The organism is Rahnella sp. RcJ3, from assembly GCF_009498575.1.
GTDB lineage: Bacteria > Pseudomonadota > Gammaproteobacteria > Enterobacterales > Enterobacteriaceae > Rahnella > Rahnella aceris.
Genome location: NZ_QSNX01000008.1, coordinates 215438 through 231142 on the forward strand (window position 1 = coordinate 215438; position 15705 = coordinate 231142).

General features: G+C 50.3%; 13 protein-coding genes. 6 read left to right on the forward strand and 7 right to left on the reverse strand.

What is annotated here, in order from left to right; all coding sequences use genetic code 11:
- Positions 1-589: 589 nt before the first annotated feature.
- Together rfbB and rfbA are read left to right on the forward strand one after the other, a co-directional pair.
- The gene (rfbB, locus tag DXU84_RS12870; RefSeq protein ID WP_153375910.1) at positions 590-1654 is read left to right on the forward strand and encodes a dTDP-glucose 4,6-dehydratase; all 1065 of its coding nucleotides are present in this window, start codon (positions 590-592) and stop codon (positions 1652-1654) included.
- Positions 1655-1673: 19 nt separating this feature from the next.
- Entirely contained in the window at positions 1674-2546 is an 873-nt protein-coding gene (gene rfbA / locus DXU84_RS12875; RefSeq protein ID WP_037034876.1) for a glucose-1-phosphate thymidylyltransferase RfbA, read from the forward strand.
- A 114-nt stretch (positions 2547-2660) separates the two neighbouring features.
- Here rfbA and galU read toward each other — a convergent pair whose 3' ends face one another.
- Positions 2661-3548: a UTP--glucose-1-phosphate uridylyltransferase GalU gene (gene galU, locus DXU84_RS12880; protein ID WP_013575068.1), complete on the reverse strand. Its 888-nt coding sequence runs from the start codon at positions 3546-3548 to the stop codon at positions 2661-2663.
- A 462-nt stretch (positions 3549-4010) separates the two neighbouring features.
- Here galU and DXU84_RS12885 point away from each other — a divergent pair, with 462 nt between their 5' ends.
- Positions 4011-5600 carry a TerC family protein gene (locus DXU84_RS12885; RefSeq protein ID WP_013575067.1) on the forward strand — a complete coding sequence of 530 codons (1590 nt, stop codon included), beginning with the start codon at positions 4011-4013 and terminating at the stop codon, positions 5598-5600.
- A gap of 78 nt (positions 5601-5678) precedes the next feature.
- Here the strand turns inward: DXU84_RS12885 and asmA are convergent, their stop codons facing one another.
- The 4 genes from asmA to apbC all read right to left on the reverse strand — a co-directional run bounded on the left by asmA (position 5679) and on the right by apbC (position 10092).
- Complete coding sequence (asmA, locus tag DXU84_RS12890) at positions 5679-7529, reverse strand: outer membrane assembly protein AsmA (RefSeq protein WP_013575066.1); 1851 nt, start codon at positions 7527-7529, stop codon at positions 5679-5681.
- A 43-nt stretch (positions 7530-7572) separates the two neighbouring features.
- Entirely contained in the window at positions 7573-8154 is a 582-nt protein-coding gene (dcd, locus tag DXU84_RS12895; protein ID WP_013575065.1) for a dCTP deaminase, read from the reverse strand.
- A 37-nt stretch (positions 8155-8191) separates the two neighbouring features.
- Positions 8192-8833, reverse strand: coding sequence for a uridine kinase (gene udk / locus DXU84_RS12900; RefSeq protein WP_013575064.1), 642 nt, complete (start codon positions 8831-8833; stop codon positions 8192-8194).
- Between the two features lie 146 nt (positions 8834-8979).
- The gene (gene apbC, locus DXU84_RS12905; protein WP_013575063.1) at positions 8980-10092 is read right to left on the reverse strand and encodes an iron-sulfur cluster carrier protein ApbC; all 1113 of its coding nucleotides are present in this window, start codon (positions 10090-10092) and stop codon (positions 8980-8982) included.
- Between apbC and metG the strand changes: the two genes are divergently transcribed.
- Positions 10086-12275: a methionine--tRNA ligase gene (metG, locus tag DXU84_RS12910; protein ID WP_255425905.1), complete on the forward strand. Its 2190-nt coding sequence runs from the start codon at positions 10086-10088 to the stop codon at positions 12273-12275. The two genes, apbC and metG, sit on opposite strands and share 7 nt — an antisense overlap.
- A gap of 193 nt (positions 12276-12468) precedes the next feature.
- On the opposite strand, the gene DXU84_RS12915 is transcribed toward metG, so the two are convergent.
- Complete coding sequence (locus DXU84_RS12915) at positions 12469-12741, reverse strand: DUF1127 domain-containing protein (RefSeq protein WP_013575061.1); 273 nt, start codon at positions 12739-12741, stop codon at positions 12469-12471.
- A 168-nt stretch (positions 12742-12909) separates the two neighbouring features.
- Between DXU84_RS12915 and DXU84_RS12920 the strand changes: the two genes are divergently transcribed.
- Positions 12910-14328 (forward strand): PLP-dependent aminotransferase family protein, encoded by a 1419-nt coding sequence (locus DXU84_RS12920; protein ID WP_013575060.1) that lies wholly within the window; start codon positions 12910-12912, stop codon positions 14326-14328.
- Between the two features lie 25 nt (positions 14329-14353).
- On the forward strand, positions 14354-15244 hold the full coding sequence (locus DXU84_RS12925; RefSeq protein ID WP_015689689.1) for a LysR substrate-binding domain-containing protein: 891 nt from the start codon (positions 14354-14356) through the stop codon (positions 15242-15244).
- A gap of 119 nt (positions 15245-15363) precedes the next feature.
- Here DXU84_RS12925 and DXU84_RS12930 read toward each other — a convergent pair whose 3' ends face one another.
- Positions 15364-15645: a hypothetical protein gene (locus DXU84_RS12930; RefSeq protein WP_013575058.1), complete on the reverse strand. Its 282-nt coding sequence runs from the start codon at positions 15643-15645 to the stop codon at positions 15364-15366.
- Positions 15646-15705 lie beyond the last annotated feature (60 nt).

Below are 15705 nucleotides of genomic sequence, written 5' to 3' on the forward strand. Positions count from 1 at the left end.
TTATCCAACGACACGTTACCTTTGCTGTATAAACGGTTGTTGATGCCGTTCTTACAAATTCCATTTATGAAGCATTCAGCCATTCCCATTTTCTAAAAAATCGTACCACAAATGCCTATTGTGGCTCACTCAGAATCTGGCTAAAAGTTCATTTCTCGGCTAACTGTATCTTTACTATACGGTTCGTTGCTTACAAACTCATCCGCAATTTGCAATACACTGACCAGCAGAGCACCGTGACCGATAATGAGACAGCCATCCCCCTCTCTGAAACCAAGTTTTTGCTGCAAATTGGACAATTCCTACAAGAACCCTGAGTCACAAGTAATATGATACGTGTCCAGTTCTGGCAGAAGATTTTGTGTGTGTGCCCCCCACAACAGCAGGGTACTTTTTAAACAGACCGTTGATATATTTTAGTTAAACATAGCTTGCAGAAATATTTAGCATGAAAATGCAGGAATCACCTGATTATAGCTGCGCTTACACTAACTCTGCGCTACGCTATGTTCTTATTCGCGACAAAAGCGAAATAGCTGATTTTTTGGGCATGTGAAAAAGCTAACACTTAATAAATGAGTACGTATATATGAAAATTTTGATCACCGGTGGTGCCGGTTTCATCGGTTCAGCAGTTGTTCGTCACATTATTGATAATACAAAGGATAGTGTCCTGGTTGTCGATAGCCTCACATACGCGGGCAATCTTGAGTCACTCCTTCCCGTATCATCTGATCCCCGCTATCAGTTTGCGCAGGCAAATATTTGTGATCGCACAGAACTGGATACTCTTTTTACTGACTTCCAACCGGATGCTGTTATGCATCTTGCTGCTGAAAGCCATGTTGATCGCTCGATTGATGGCCCGGCAGCCTTCATCGAAACCAACATTGTTGGCACTTATGTGCTTCTGGAAGCAGCCCGACATTTTTGGCTTTCTCTGCCTGAAGAGAAAAAATCGGCTTTCCGCTTCCATCATATTTCAACGGATGAGGTGTATGGCGATTTGCACGGCACAACGGATCTTTTCACTGAAACGACGCCATATGCGCCAAGCAGTCCCTACTCTGCATCAAAGGCCTCCAGCGATCATTTAGTGCGAGCCTGGCAGCGCACTTACGGCTTCCCTACTATTGTGACAAATTGTTCGAATAATTACGGTCCTTATCATTTCCCGGAAAAACTCATTCCACTCATCATTCTGAACGCACTTTCAGGTAAAGCATTACCGGTATACGGTGATGGCGCACAGGTGCGCGACTGGCTGTATGTTGAAGATCATGCCCGTGCACTTTATAAAGTGGTTACCGAGGGTGTCGTAGGCGAAACCTATAACATTGGTGGTCACAATGAGCGCAAAAATATTGACGTCGTTAAAACCATTTGTGAGTTGCTCGATGAACTGATTTCCGCAAAACCAAATGGGATCGCCAAGTTCTCCGAACTGATTACATTTGTGAAAGATCGTCCTGGTCACGATATGCGTTACGCCATTGATGCCAGTAAGATCGAGCAAGAGTTAGGCTGGAAACCACAAGAAACTTTCGAAAGCGGAATTCGTAAAACGGTTGAATGGTATCTGAACAATGAAAATTGGTGGCTCCGGGTTCAGGATGGTTCTTATGCCGGTGAACGTCTTGGCTTGACTAACTAATTTTAAGGAGAAGAATCTAGTGAAAGGTATCGTTTTAGCTGGCGGTTCAGGCACACGCTTGTACCCCCTAACCCGCGGTGTATCGAAACAGCTGTTACCGATTTATGATAAACCGATGATTTATTACCCAATATCTGTGCTTATGCTGGCAGGTATTAATGAAATATTGGTGATTTCTACCCCTGAAGATATGCCATCCTTTCAACGCTTACTGGGTGATGGTTCTCAATTCGGCATTAAACTCGAGTATGCAGTACAGCCATCTCCAGACGGCCTTGCCCAGGCATTCATCATCGGTGAAGAGTTTATAAACGGCGAACGTTGTGCACTTGTTCTTGGCGACAATATCTATTTTGGTCAAAGCTTTGGCAAACAGCTTGAAGCCGTTGCTAAACGAGAAACGGGCGCAACAGTCTTCGGCTATCAGGTTCAAGACCCCGAGCGTTTTGGCGTGGTTGAATTTGATAAGGACTTTAAAGCACTTTCCATTGAGGAAAAACCATTAAAACCAAAATCTCAGTGGGCAGTGACCGGACTCTATTTCTATGACAAAAATATCGTTGAAATGGCTAAACAAGTTAAGCCATCTCATCGTGGTGAGCTTGAGATAACGACATTAAACGAAATGTATCTTGAGAAAGGTCAATTGCAGGTGGAGCTTCTGGGCCGAGGTTTTGCGTGGCTCGATACAGGAACACATGATAGCCTGATTGAGGCTTCACAATTCGTCCACACCATTGAGAAACGACAAGGTTTTAAAGTAGCTTGTCTGGAAGAGATTGCGTTTCGTAAAGGATGGTTGAGCAAAGAGCGTGTTGCTGAACAAGCTGCATTAATGAGCAAAACTGCTTATGGCGCGTATCTGACCCAACTACTTAACGAACATAACTGATTATAAATTCAGGCTGATGGGCTAGTCCGGCCTGAATTATTTTCTAAATATCACTTCAGATAAAAAAAAGCACCGAAAATTCGGTGCTTTTTATTGCTCGAAGTCAATCAATTTTTACTCTTCGGCAAACTCTTTCAACCATGCCTTGAACGCTTCGCCCTGCGTGTTATGGCGAATACCGTACTCAACAAACGCCTTCATGTAACCGAGCTTATCACCACAGTCATGCGAACGGCCCGTCATGGAGAAGGCTTCAACAGTATGTTTTTTCATCAGCATGGCAATGGCATCAGTCAGCTGAATTTCATTACCTGCACCATACGGTGTCACTGCCAGCAGTGGCCAGATAGCTTCGGACAGAACATAACGGCCGACAACCGCGAGGTTTGATGGCGCGTCCTTCAGTTCCGGCTTTTCAACGATAGCCGTCATTGGCGCGCTTTCGCCCGGCTCAACTTCTACGCCGTTGCAGTTAACAATACCGTACTTGGAAACGTCTTTCTCCGGCACTTCTTCAACCATGACCTGGCTGTTGCCAGTTTCCTGGAAGCGACGAAGCATGGCAGCAAGGTTATCTTTACGCAGATCGCTGGTGGAATCATCCATCAAAACGTCTGGCAGAATAACCGCGAAAGGAGAATTACCAATCAGAGGTTTTGCACACAGAACCGCATGCCCAAGGCCTTTTGATTGCCCCTGACGTACGTTCATGATGGTCACGCCTTTCGGGCAGATAGACTGCACTTCTTCCAGCAGCTGACGTTTCACACGGGATTCAAGCATACTTTCCAGCTCGAAAGAGGTATCGAAGTGGTTTTCGATCGCGTTTTTCGAAGAGTGTGTGACCAGAATGATTTCTTTGATGCCCGCCGCAGCACATTCATTAACGATGTACTGGATCAAAGGCTTATCGACGATAGGCAGCATTTCTTTTGGAATGGCTTTCGTCGCTGGCAACATACGTGTGCCCAGACCGGCAACAGGGATAACAGCTTTTAACATTGTAAAGGATACTCCTTGAAACCTATGGTGTGTAAATTCAGTCAGTTACCATCCAAACGCGTCAGGGATTTCTCTGAACTGAAATTGTAAAATTGATTTAAATTCCCAATCCGATAGTTCTTCCATGAGTATAGTCTCTGTGATTTGGTTTAGGGAGACCATACTCATGACTTTAGGACTCAAACACGATTATGTTAATTCAGTTACGATACCAGTAAGCCGCACCAAACAGTAAGCTAAAGGCTTATTTTTAGGAATGTTATACCTGTTCGGTGATTTAATAATCGTAACTTGCTGCTTTCCAAATCAGTCCTGACGGCTTTTTATCACATCTCATCCTTCTTCCCCTGGGCCCCCTTGCCAGTTTGCCTAGACCGCTGTTTTAGATTTGAAATTTGTAGCGCTGGCGCCCATTATTCACCATGCGACAGCTGTCGTGTAACCAAAGGTGAAAAACGCAATATGGAATGGATCGCCGATCCCTCGATTTGGGCCGGGCTTGCGACCCTGGTAGTTCTCGAAATTGTCCTGGGGATAGACAATCTCATTTTCATTGCCATCCTGGCGGAAAAACTTCCGCGTCAGCAGCGTGACAAGGCTCGCGTCACCGGGCTTTTACTGGCCCTCGTCATGCGCTTACTTCTGCTGGCCTGCATTTCCTGGCTTTCGACACTGACCCGCCCTCTTATTGCCGTGCTCGGGCATCCGTTCAGCGCGCGCGATATGATTATGCTTGCGGGGGGGATATTCCTGTTGTTCAAAGCGACGATGGAGCTTAATGAACGACTCGAAGGCAAAGATGAAGAACAAAGCCATCAGCAGCGCGGTGCTAAATTCTGGCCGGTCGTTGCTCAGATTGTCGTGCTGGATGCGGTCTTTTCACTCGACTCGGTGATTACTGCAGTCGGGATGGTTGAGCATCTGGCCGTCATGATGGTGGCGGTGTGTATTGCTATCGGCCTGATGCTGCTCGCCAGTAAACCACTGACACGTTTCGTGAATGCGCATCCGACTATCGTCATCTTATGTCTCAGTTTCCTGCTGATGATCGGCTTTAGCCTGGTTGCCGAAGGTTTTGGCTATGTTATCCCGAAAGGGTATTTGTATGCCGCGATCGGTTTCTCCGTGATCATTGAAGGGCTGAACCAACTGGCACAGTTTAACCGCAAACGCTTTTTATCCTCGCGGCGCTCTCTGCGCGAGCGCACTGCAGAAACCGTATTGCGCGTCTTGCGTGGCAAACATGAAGAAGCCGAACTTGATGCTCACTCTTCAAACATGATTGCAGACAGCGCTGACGAAGAAGATGCGATTTTCAACCAGCAGGAGCGTCACATGATTGAACGCGTGCTGGGACTCGGGCAACGCACTGTCAGCAGCGTCATGACCTCCCGCCATGATGTAGACCATCTTGAACTTAATGACCCTGTCGACGTGCTGACGCAGCAAATCGCTGATAACCAACATACCCGTATGCTGGTCACCGAAGACAGCTCCACCGACGAACCGCTGGGCGTTGTGCACGTTGTCGACCTGCTCAAACAACAACTGCTGCAAAATGAACTGGATCTTAAGGCGCTGATCCGCCAGCCCCTGATTTTCCCGGAACAGCTTTCTCTGCTGATGGCCCTCGAACAATTCCGCCAGGCAAAAACGCATTTTGCTTTCGTGGTCGATGAATTTGGTTCTGTCGAAGGGATCGTGACCCTGACGGATGTGATGGAAACCATTGCCGGTAACCTGCCAGAGTCTGACGAAACGCCTGATGCACGGCATGATATCCAGCAGCAGGAGGATGGAAGCTGGATAGCCAACGGCTACATGCCGCTTGACGATCTGGTGATGTATATTTCCCTGCCGGTGGATGAAAAAAGGGAATATCACACGCTGGCCGGTCTGCTGATGGAATATACCCAAAGTATCCCGCAGGTGGGCGCACAGATACACATTAATGACTATCTGTTTGAGCCTTTAGAAGTCAGCAGTCACCGTATTTTAAAAGTGAAGATTACGCCACCTGATACCGCCTCTGAAGACGATTACGAAGTCTGACTCACTCCTGTAAACAAAACGGGGTGCCTGCGATGGCACCCCGTTTTGTTTATGCTCAGAATTGGCTTAGAAAAGAGATTACTTGTTGAGTAATTTCTCAACATCGCTTTTTTCTTTACTGTCCTTACGCTTGTCGACCCAGTTCTGAAGGGCGCTGCGAGCGCTTTGTTCAAACGTACGCCTCAGTATCTGGTCCACCTGCAGCTGATATCCCATCTGAGCCCAGGGTCCGTAAACCCGCAACGGGATGTCTGTCGTTTTCAGGGTATTGATCAGATTATTGTCACCTTTCCAGCCACCGGTAACGCGGATCAGCAGGTTCATATCCACCTTTTGATTCGACATATCGATTGTTCCGTCACCTTTCGCAGACACCATTGGCGACTGACCTTCAAGATTATTCAGCGTCAGTGTACCTTCGGCCAGATGTCCCTGCGCTTTCAGCGTATCGATCTGGCTATAGTGCTCATACTTTTCAAGTCCCTGAACATTACTGGTATTACGGCTGACCGCCTGCTGAATGAGTTGCTGAATATTAAGGCCATTCAGACGCGCGTTATCCATTGAAAGCTGCCCCTCGCCTTGCCATCGCCGTGCAAAATCAACGGCCGACAACCCTTCTCCGTTAACATTCCCTTGCATAGAGAAGCTCCCGGTAAGGACTTTCGGTAACCCGTAAGCTGTCAGTAAATCACCCAGTTCAATGCTGTCCACATCCGGTGTCAGATGGACCTGAATTTTATTCCCCGTGACATCCAGGGTGCCTGGCAGAGAAAAGCGCCCTGTTCCCAGGTTGCCGCTAAATGCCGGCAAGGAAACCTGGCCCTGATGATTGACCGCATTCAGGGCAAGGTTCTGGATTTTCATACCGCGATAAGTGAGATCAGCAACTTTCAGCGCCAGGGTGGCATTGAAGGTTTGCAAATCATTCAGCCCGTTTGGCTGTTCATCCACATCACGGGCGATAACGGGTGCTGACGTCACAGACTGCGCGGTTTGCGACGATTGTTCCTGCGTATCAGGCTGCCAGCCGGAAAGCGCATCAAGATCAAGCTTATCAGCGGTTAAATTGAGCTGATAATCCGCCAGTTCTCCCAGCTTCGCAGAGGCCGTGCCGGAGATCTGATTATCATTGGCCGACAGCGCCAGCTGGTTCAGCGTCAGCATATTGTTATCACGCTGATAGCTCACCTGCATGGAACCATTCCCCTGAAGGCCTTTCACCGGGATATCGGCACCGTTCAGTTGATAAGTGAACTTGCTGATGCTGGCAGAGACAGCCTGCGGATAGTGCTGCATATCCAGGTCGGCTTTCATGGTGAACGACAGATCGCGCTGGTCGCGGTTTATGCGACTTGAAAGCTGGATACTAGCCTGACGGTTGTCATTCTTTTCCATTTCCAGATTGATATCACGCACGTTGATCTGCTCGTCATCACCGCGCTGCCAGATGAGTAAACTGTCAGCCACGCTGATTTTATCAATATCAAATTTCCAGCCCGCTTCAAGTTCGGATGCGCCGGGCGCAACAGGCGTTGGCGTAGAAGGTGCGACCGGTGCATTGGGCTGATTCTCTTCCGTTTCCGGCGTTAAACGAATGACGGCGTTTTTCAGCAGAACCTGCTTAACCGCGAGCTGATGAGAAATAAGAGGCCAGAGTTTGACATCCAGCCGCATGTTCTCAGCGCTGACAACCGGTGCCTTAGCCCCAGGCGCGGTCAGAGAGGTCTGTCCGGCAATGATGCTGAGCTGCGGCCAGACATGCCAGCGCAGGGAACCGTTGATAGCCAGTTGATAGCCGCTTTTCACCTCGACCCTCTCTACCATGTACTGGCGGAAATCGTTCGGGTTAATCAGGAATACCAGCGAAGTCATACCGGCAATGATAACCACCAGTAAAATCACCAGTGTTGTCAGGAGTCTTCTCATGCCTTCCTCACGTTTTTATCCGGTAAACGGATAAAAAACAGAATCAGTCTTTATCAATACGACTGGCAATAGCGCTTTGCTGGTCGCGGTATTTCGCGTCCTGACGGCTATTGTATGGCCGTGCAGCAGAACCGGATAACGGTTCAAAACTCAGCGCGCCAATCAACATTCCCGGGCGAAGCGCCAGCGGGAGCTTACCTGAATTATAAAACTCGAGAACAATACGCCCCTGCCAGCCCGGATCAATGCGGTGTGCGGTCACGTGCACCATCAGCCCGAGACGCGCCAGTGAAGAGCGTCCGTCCAACCAGCCCACCAGATCGTCAGGAATGGTGACAGACTCAAAGGTCACCGCCAGTGCCAGTTCGCCCGGATGCAGGAAGAACGCCTCGCCTTCCGGCAACACAATCTCATCACTCATCACTTTATCGAGTGCAGCGCTGACTTCGTCTTTAGGGCCACTCAGATCGATATAACCCGCATTGTGCCCGAGGAAAACGCGAAATCCGTTACCCAGACGCACATCTACCGTTGCACCATTAATCCGTTCGACCGGAGGACGGGGTGAAATACCTAATTTGCCGCTGTCCAGCCAGGCCTCTATATCTCGGTCGCAAAGTCTCATCGTATCTCCGGTATGGTTTTAACGGATTGTTCCGCGATTAATTGAAGAACTGGCTGATTTTAGCCTTGAGGATATCAATCGCAATCCGGTTTTTGCCGCCGCGCGGCACAATGATGTCTGCGTATTGTTTTGAAGGCTCGATAAATTGCAGGAACATTGGACGAACCGTTTTCTGATACTGCGCCATCACAGAATCCATCGAACGACCACGTTCATTGACGTCACGCTTCATACGGCGCATCAGACAGATATCCAGCGGAGTATCGACGAAAATGGAGAAATTCATTTCGTCACGCAAACGTGCATCGGTCAGGAGCAGGATCCCTTCCAGGATAATCACTTTCTTCGGTTTAAGGGTCACCGTCTCAGGCAGACGGGTATGCTCAATAAAGCTGTAGCTTGGCAATTCAATCGCCTGACCAGACTTCATTGCCTGTAAATGCTGGAACAGCAAATTGTGGTCCATCGCACTGGGATGGTCGTAGTTGGTTTTGACCCGCTCTTCCATGGTCATGTGACTTTGGTCTTTATAGTAGCAATCTTCCGGGATCACCCCGATATGCTCATCACCGACCTGATCACGAAGTTCACGGTATAACGTACTGGCGATGAGGCTTTTTCCCGAAGCAGATGCGCCAGCGATACCCACGATGACACACTGATGGAATTTGTCAGACATAAAATTAAAGACCTGATTTGGAAGTTGGAAGGCAAGCACAGATATATGCTTTGAACGCGCCAATTATAAGTACAACACACTGCCCGATGCCAGCGTTAAGGCTGTGTAATCGCTGACATCAGGTAATAATTCACAGAGTTGGGGGATTAAACGGCTCTGAAGGCAATTTCTGTCGGGATGGCATCGCCTTTCCAGAACAGTTGTGACGCAATTTTTGCCGCCAGCTCACGGTAAATTGCCGTGAATTCACTTTCAGGATTGGAAACAACTGTTGGCTCACCACGATCTAAATCTTCACGCAACGAAATATGCAGCGGCAATTGCGCCAGTAAATCACAGCGGTATTTCTCAGCCAGACGTTGTGCGCCACCGGTACCGAAAATCGGTTCGTGATGCCCGCAGTTGCTGCACACATGCATACTCATGTTCTCTACAATCCCCAGAACCGGCACATGCACTTTTTCAAACATCACGATGCCTTTCATTGCATCGAGCAGCGCAATATCCTGCGGCGTCGTGACCACTAAGGCGGCGGTAACCGGGATGTTTTGCGACAGCGTCAGTTGAATATCACCCGTACCCGGCGGCAAATCGATGACCAGATAATCCAGATCAGGCCACAGCGTATCCTGAAGCATCTGCATCAGCGCTTTACTGGCCATCGGCCCGCGCCACACCATGGCATTTTCATCCGTCACCAGATAGCCAATCGAGTTGGTCGCCAGGCCGTGTGCCATAATCGGCGACATGTGCACGCCGTCCGGCGAGGTCGGGCGTTCTTCCTCAGTGCCCAGCATATTCGGTACTGACGGGCCGTAAATATCGGCGTCCAGAATACCGACTTTGGCACCTTCTGCTGCCAGCGCCAGCGCCAGGTTCACCGCCGTGGTCGATTTCCCTACCCCGCCTTTACCCGAACTGACCGCCAGAATATTGCGCACACCTTTGATACCCGGCTGATCGTTTGCCCGTTTGATGGTGGCAATATCGTGGCGCAGATTCCACTGAATGGCCGAAGCACCGGTCACCCGCAACAATTCGCTGCTGGTTTGTTCTTTTAATACATCAAAACCACTGTTCCAGGCGAACGGCAGGGTCAGATCAATATGTAAAACGTCATCCATTAACACGCAGTGATGCAACGCTTTCATCGCGGGCAAATCTTTTTGCAGTGTGGAATGGCGGAAGGTGGCCAGTACGCCGGTCACGAGTGCGCGCAGCCCTGCGGGTGTGGTCTGCTGTGGGGATTGAGATGTCATCCCGGCTCCTTGAAAGGGGGTTATCAGACTATTTATCTATCCATAAGCATAACAGAACACACGTAAGGAGATCCCCCGTTTGTTTACGCGGGGCGGCGCTTTCGGTTAACATCAATGCCCCTGATTTCAACTACAGAAAGCAAGCTCTTACTATGGCTCAAGTCGCGAAAAAAATTTTGGTAACCTGTGCACTTCCGTACGCCAACGGATCCATCCATCTCGGTCACATGCTCGAGCACATCCAGGCTGACGTCTGGGTCCGTTACCAGCGAATGCGCGGCAATGAAGTGCATTTCATCTGTGCGGACGATGCACACGGCACCCCGATCATGCTGAAAGCGCAGCAGCTCGGTATCAGGCCGGAAGAGATGATTGCCGAAATGAGCCAGGAGCATCAGAAAGATTTCGCCGGCTTCGGCATCAGCTACGACAACTATCACTCCACGCACAGCGACGAAAACCGTGAGCTGTCTGCGCTGATTTATGGTCGTCTGAAAGAAAACGGTTTTATCAAAAACCGCACCATTTCGCAGTTGTACGATCCTGAGAAAGGCATGTTCCTGCCAGACCGTTTCGTTAAAGGCACCTGCCCGAAATGTAAATCACCGGATCAGTACGGCGATAACTGTGAAGTGTGTGGCGCAACCTACAGCCCGACGGAACTGATTGACCCGAAATCTGTGGTCTCCGGTGCGACGCCGGTGTTGCGTGATTCCGAGCACTACTTCTTTGACTTACCTAAATTCAGCGCGATGTTGCAGGCGTGGACCCGTTCGGGCGCGTTGCAGGAACAAGTGGCAAACAAAATGCAGGAGTGGTTCGAGCATGGTCTGCAACAGTGGGATATCTCACGCGATGCGCCATACTTCGGCTTTGAAATTCCTGATGCGCCGGGCAAATATTTCTACGTCTGGCTGGACGCGCCAATCGGCTACATGGGTTCATTCAAAAACCTGTGCGACCGCCGCAGTGACCTGAATTTTGACGAGTTCTGGAAAAAAGATTCCACCACCGAGCTGTATCACTTTATCGGTAAAGACATCGTTTATTTCCACAGCCTGTTCTGGCCTGCCATGCTGGAAGGCAGCGGTTTCCGCAAGCCGACCAACCTGTTTGTGCACGGTTATGTCACCGTCAACGGCGCAAAAATGTCCAAGTCGCGTGGCACGTTTATCAAAGCCAGCACTTATCTGAACCATCTGGATGCGGACTGCCTGCGTTATTACTACACCGCGAAACTGTCTTCACGCATCGACGATATCGACCTGAATCTGGAAGATTTCGTGCAGCGCGTTAACGCTGATATCGTGAACAAAGTGGTTAACCTGGCCTCACGTAATGCCGGTTTCATCGCCAAACGTTTTGACGGCAAACTGGCTGACACGCTGGCCGATGAAACGCTGTACAAAACCTTCACCGATGCCGCTGAAAGCATTGCTCAGGCGTATGACAGCCGTGAATCAGGCCGTGCAATCCGCGAAATCATGGCGCTGGCTGACCTGGCAAACCGTTATGTCGATGAACAGGCACCGTGGGTTGTCGCAAAACAGGAAGGCCGTGATGCCGACCTGCAGGCCATCTGCTCAATGGGCATCAACCTGTTCCGCGTACTGATGACCTATCTGAAGCCGGTTCTGCCTTCACTGTCAGAGCGCACAGAAGCCTTCCTGAATACCACACTGGACTGGGACGCGATTGCCCAACCATTGTTGTCGCATCAGGTAAATCCGTTCAAAGCGCTGTTTAACCGTATCGAACTGGATAAAGTCACCGCGATGGTTGATGCCTCGAAAGAAGACATCGCAGCCGCCAAAGTACCGGCAACCGGTCCGCTGGCCGATGACCCGATTCAGGAAACCATCACGTTTGATGATTTCGCCAAAGTGGATATGCGTATTGCCCTGATCAAGAGCGCTGATTTCGTGGAAGGTTCAGACAAACTGCTTCGTTTGCAACTGGATCTGGGCGGTGAAACCCGTCAGATTTTCTCCGGTATCCGCTCTGCGTATCCTGATCCGAAAGCACTGGAAGGCCGTCTGACCATCATGGTCGCTAACCTCGCACCGCGTAAAATGCGCTTCGGCATCTCTGAAGGGATGGTGATGGCGGCGGGCCCAGGCGGAAAAGACATCTTCCTGCTCAGCCCGGATTCCGGCGCACAGCCGGGTATGCAGGTGAAGTAAGAAAGCTTTGAGTGACGAAAAAGCCCGATAATTTGATCGGGCTTTTTTTTATACCTGAATAAAGCCAATACCCTATAGCTTTCGGGTGCCCGGAAGGCGGCAAGTGAGAAAGTCCCCGGTCACTTACATCAGTAAGTGACCGGGGCGCATGAGCGCAGCCAACGCATCTGGCGCACGAAAGATGACGGGTATTTCATTTAGGCCAGTTCGGCCAAATGGCTTTCGGATACTCTCTGTCGATATCCGATTTCGCCAGCCCGATATCTTTCAATTGATCAGCACTCAGCGAATGCAAAATCTTGCGGCTGACGCGGCGCTCATTCCAGCCATGCACGATAGCAAACAACTGTTTTATCCATCCGCTCTTTTTTTGCGGCATCTGTACTGCCCTATCCGCCCCCAAGATATCAGCACAAGCGCGTGTCTCACATCCGGCAAACTGCCGTTCTTCAATGATATTTTTCATATTCTGCTCCCGTTGACGACCTGACATCAGGATCTTACAAACAGTAAAAACATTACAGATTCAGTTTTTTTATATTTCGACCATACAGATCTGGATCTGATGACAGATTCAGCGTTAGATTGTGTCCATCTGTACTGCTTTCTTTGCGCAGGCGTTGAGGAAAAGATAATGAATCGTTACGAAAATCTGGCAAATGTCTTGAGTGACCGTATTGAGCAGGGGCTGTATCCGGCGGGTATCCGGCTGCCTTCGGTGCGGGTGTTAAGCAGTGAACATGGCGTCAGCGTCAGCACGGTTCAGCAGGCCTACCGCGTGCTGGAAGAAAAACAGCTGGTGGAGGCACGACCAAAATCAGGCTACTTTGTCAAAGATGCACGCTTGCAGGCAGCGCTTCCGGCGGTTTGCCGCCCGACGCAACGTCCGGTGGATATTTCCCAGTGGGATCAGGTACTCGAACTGATTACTTCCCCGCACCGTCCCGGCGTGGTGCAGCTCGGGCGGGGCTCGCCGGATGTCACGGCTGCCACGCTCAGGCCCCTCAGCCGCCTGATGGGGCGCGCCGGCCAGCATCAGAATCTCAACGCGTTTCATTACGACAGCATTTACGGCTCAGAAGAATTACGCGAACAGATCGCCCGTCTGATGATTGACAGCGGCAGCCATATGGATGCCAGCAATATTCTGATCACCACCGGTTGTCATGAAGCGCTGTCTATCGCCATCCGTTCGGTCTGCGAACACGGCGATATCGTGGCGGTGGATTCGCCGAGTTTTCACGGGGCGATGCAAACCCTGAAAGGTTTTGGCATGAAAGCGCTGGAAATCCCGACCGATCCGGTGACCGGGATCAGCCTCGAAGCGCTGGAAATGGCACTGGAACAGTGGCCGGTCAAAGCCATACAACTGACGCCCAACTGCAATAATCCGCTCGGTTACAACATGCCTGATGACCGTAAGAAAAGCCTGCTGCGTCTGGCGCAACGCTACGATATCGCCATTATCGAAGACGATGTTTATGGTGAACTGGCGTATCAGTATCCGCGCCCTGCCACCATTACCTCTTTCGATGAAGATGGCCGCGTATTGCTGTGCAGTTCGTTTTCCAAAACACTGGCGCCCGGTTTACGCGTCGGCTGGATCGCGCCGGGTCGCTATCACGACCGTGCGCTGCACATGAAATACATCACCACCGGCGCCTCGGCTACGCTGCCACAAATCGCTATCGCGGATTTCATCAAACAGGGGCATTATCTGCAGCACATGCGCCGGATACGTAACCAGTACCAGCGCAATCTGTGCACCATGACTGACTGGGTGATGAAATATTTTCCGTGCGGCTCCCGGGTTAGCCGCCCTCAGGGCGGTTTTTTGCTGTGGATCGAACTTGATGAACGCGTGGATACGCAGCGGCTGAACCGGCTGCTCGAAGAGCATTTAGTGCAAATTGCCATCGGTTCGATATTCTCTGCTTCTGGCAAATACCGCAATTGCCTGCGCATCAATTATGCACAGCCCCTGACAGCAAAAACTGAACGCGCCATCCAGCAGGTGGGCCTGACGATTTCTCAGATGCTGGAAAACTGCTAAACGTCCATCCGGAGACACTTTTACCGTGCAGATAGAACCGTTACCGCCACTGAACACGCTGGTGGCTTTTGAATGCGTGGCGCGTTATTGCAGTTTTTCCCGGGCAGCCGACGAGCTGAATCTTACCCAAAGCGCCATCAGCCGCCAGATCATTCAACTGGAGGAAATGCTCGGCTGTAAGCTTTTCCAGCGCGCCCAGCGTAAAACGACCCTGACGCCGCGCGGTGAAACCTATGCGCAACAAGTGCGTAAATTACTGGGCGATATTTCGCAATCCACGGCGGAAGTCATGGGCTGGAACGGTTTGCCGCAGGTCACGCTGGCCTGCACCAGCGCCATGAGCGGCCTGTGGCTTTCGTCGCGTCTTTCCTCGTTGCGCCAGTTGCTGCCCGACCTGCAAATCCGCATGAAGATTTCCGACAGCTTTTCAGATCTCAAGTCATCAGAATTTGATCTGGCTATCTTCTATCTGCGCGAGCCACCGCCCGGTTATCACGTACAGGCGCTGTTTGACGAAGTCTGTTATCCGATGTGCTCGCCGGCATTCCTCAGCCGTATGCCACCTGACGCCAGCGCCGCCGATTTACTTGAACAGACATTGCTTATTCAGGATGACCCGCAACGCGAATGGACCGGCTGGCGCGACTGGTTTGCGTCGCAGGACGTCAGCTTCGTCACGCCGCGCAGAACATGGCGGGCCAACAACTATCCGTTTCTGGTGCAGTCGGCGGTGCTGGGAGATGGGATTTTGCTGGGCTGGGAAGGACTGGTGCAGGATTACATCAATAACGGCCAACTGGTCGCCGCACATCCCGGCAAACTGGCTGCCGCCGGAAAATGCTACATGCTGACGCCGCAGGACCGGTTCCTCAAACCTGTGGTGCATAAAGTCATTAACTGGTTAAAACAGCCGTAAAGTGAATGAATTTGCCAGGCCGGATATCCGGTCTGGCAATGAATATTCAGCAGGATTGACGAGATCATGTTCACAGTGATTTATGAAAAATAATAATAATCCGACGTCATAATAAAATATTATGAATTGACATCGGCTGGCGGTATTTTGTTTTTCTCCAGATATCTGCGTTTTCTCGCAGAATTCATACCAATTAATGTGAATAACAGCCAGCATGACTGCGAAATACAGGATGCAAGGTTGAAATCATGACTTAACGAATACAGGCCAAACACGCCGCCGATTATATTAAGATAGGCGTAACTGTTAGCATCAACCGCTAGCCTGCGCATTTGAACCAGCGCATAAGCCAGAAGATAGCAAAACACGCCAATTAAACCGACAACCGTATGCAGTTCCACCGGTCACTTCCCTTTCCAGACGTTGATAGCTGAGAAAAATAAAGCTTTTCAGGGTGTTCT

What these genes read in the sequence shown, in the direction of transcription:
- rfbB (WP_153375910.1), top strand. Translation starts at nt 590, where the DNA reads ATGAAAATTTTGATCACCGGTGGTGCCGGTTTCATCGGTTCAGCAGTT.
- galU (WP_013575068.1), bottom strand. Translation starts at nt 3,548, where the DNA reads ATGTTAAAAGCTGTTATCCCTGTTGCCGGTCTGGGCACACGTATGTTG.
- DXU84_RS12885 (WP_013575067.1), top strand. Translation starts at nt 4,011, where the DNA reads ATGGAATGGATCGCCGATCCCTCGATTTGGGCCGGGCTTGCGACCCTG.
- asmA (WP_013575066.1), bottom strand. Translation starts at nt 7,529, where the DNA reads ATGAGAAGACTCCTGACAACACTGGTGATTTTACTGGTGGTTATCATT.
- dcd (WP_013575065.1), bottom strand. Translation starts at nt 8,154, where the DNA reads ATGAGACTTTGCGACCGAGATATAGAGGCCTGGCTGGACAGCGGCAAA.
- udk (WP_013575064.1), bottom strand. Translation starts at nt 8,833, where the DNA reads ATGTCTGACAAATTCCATCAGTGTGTCATCGTGGGTATCGCTGGCGCA.
- metG (WP_255425905.1), top strand. Translation starts at nt 10,086, where the DNA reads ATGTCATCCCGGCTCCTTGAAAGGGGGTTATCAGACTATTTATCTATC.
- apbC (WP_013575063.1), bottom strand. Translation starts at nt 10,092, where the DNA reads ATGACATCTCAATCCCCACAGCAGACCACACCCGCAGGGCTGCGCGCA.
- DXU84_RS12915 (WP_013575061.1), bottom strand. Translation starts at nt 12,741, where the DNA reads ATGAAAAATATCATTGAAGAACGGCAGTTTGCCGGATGTGAGACACGC.
- DXU84_RS12920 (WP_013575060.1), top strand. Translation starts at nt 12,910, where the DNA reads ATGAATCGTTACGAAAATCTGGCAAATGTCTTGAGTGACCGTATTGAG.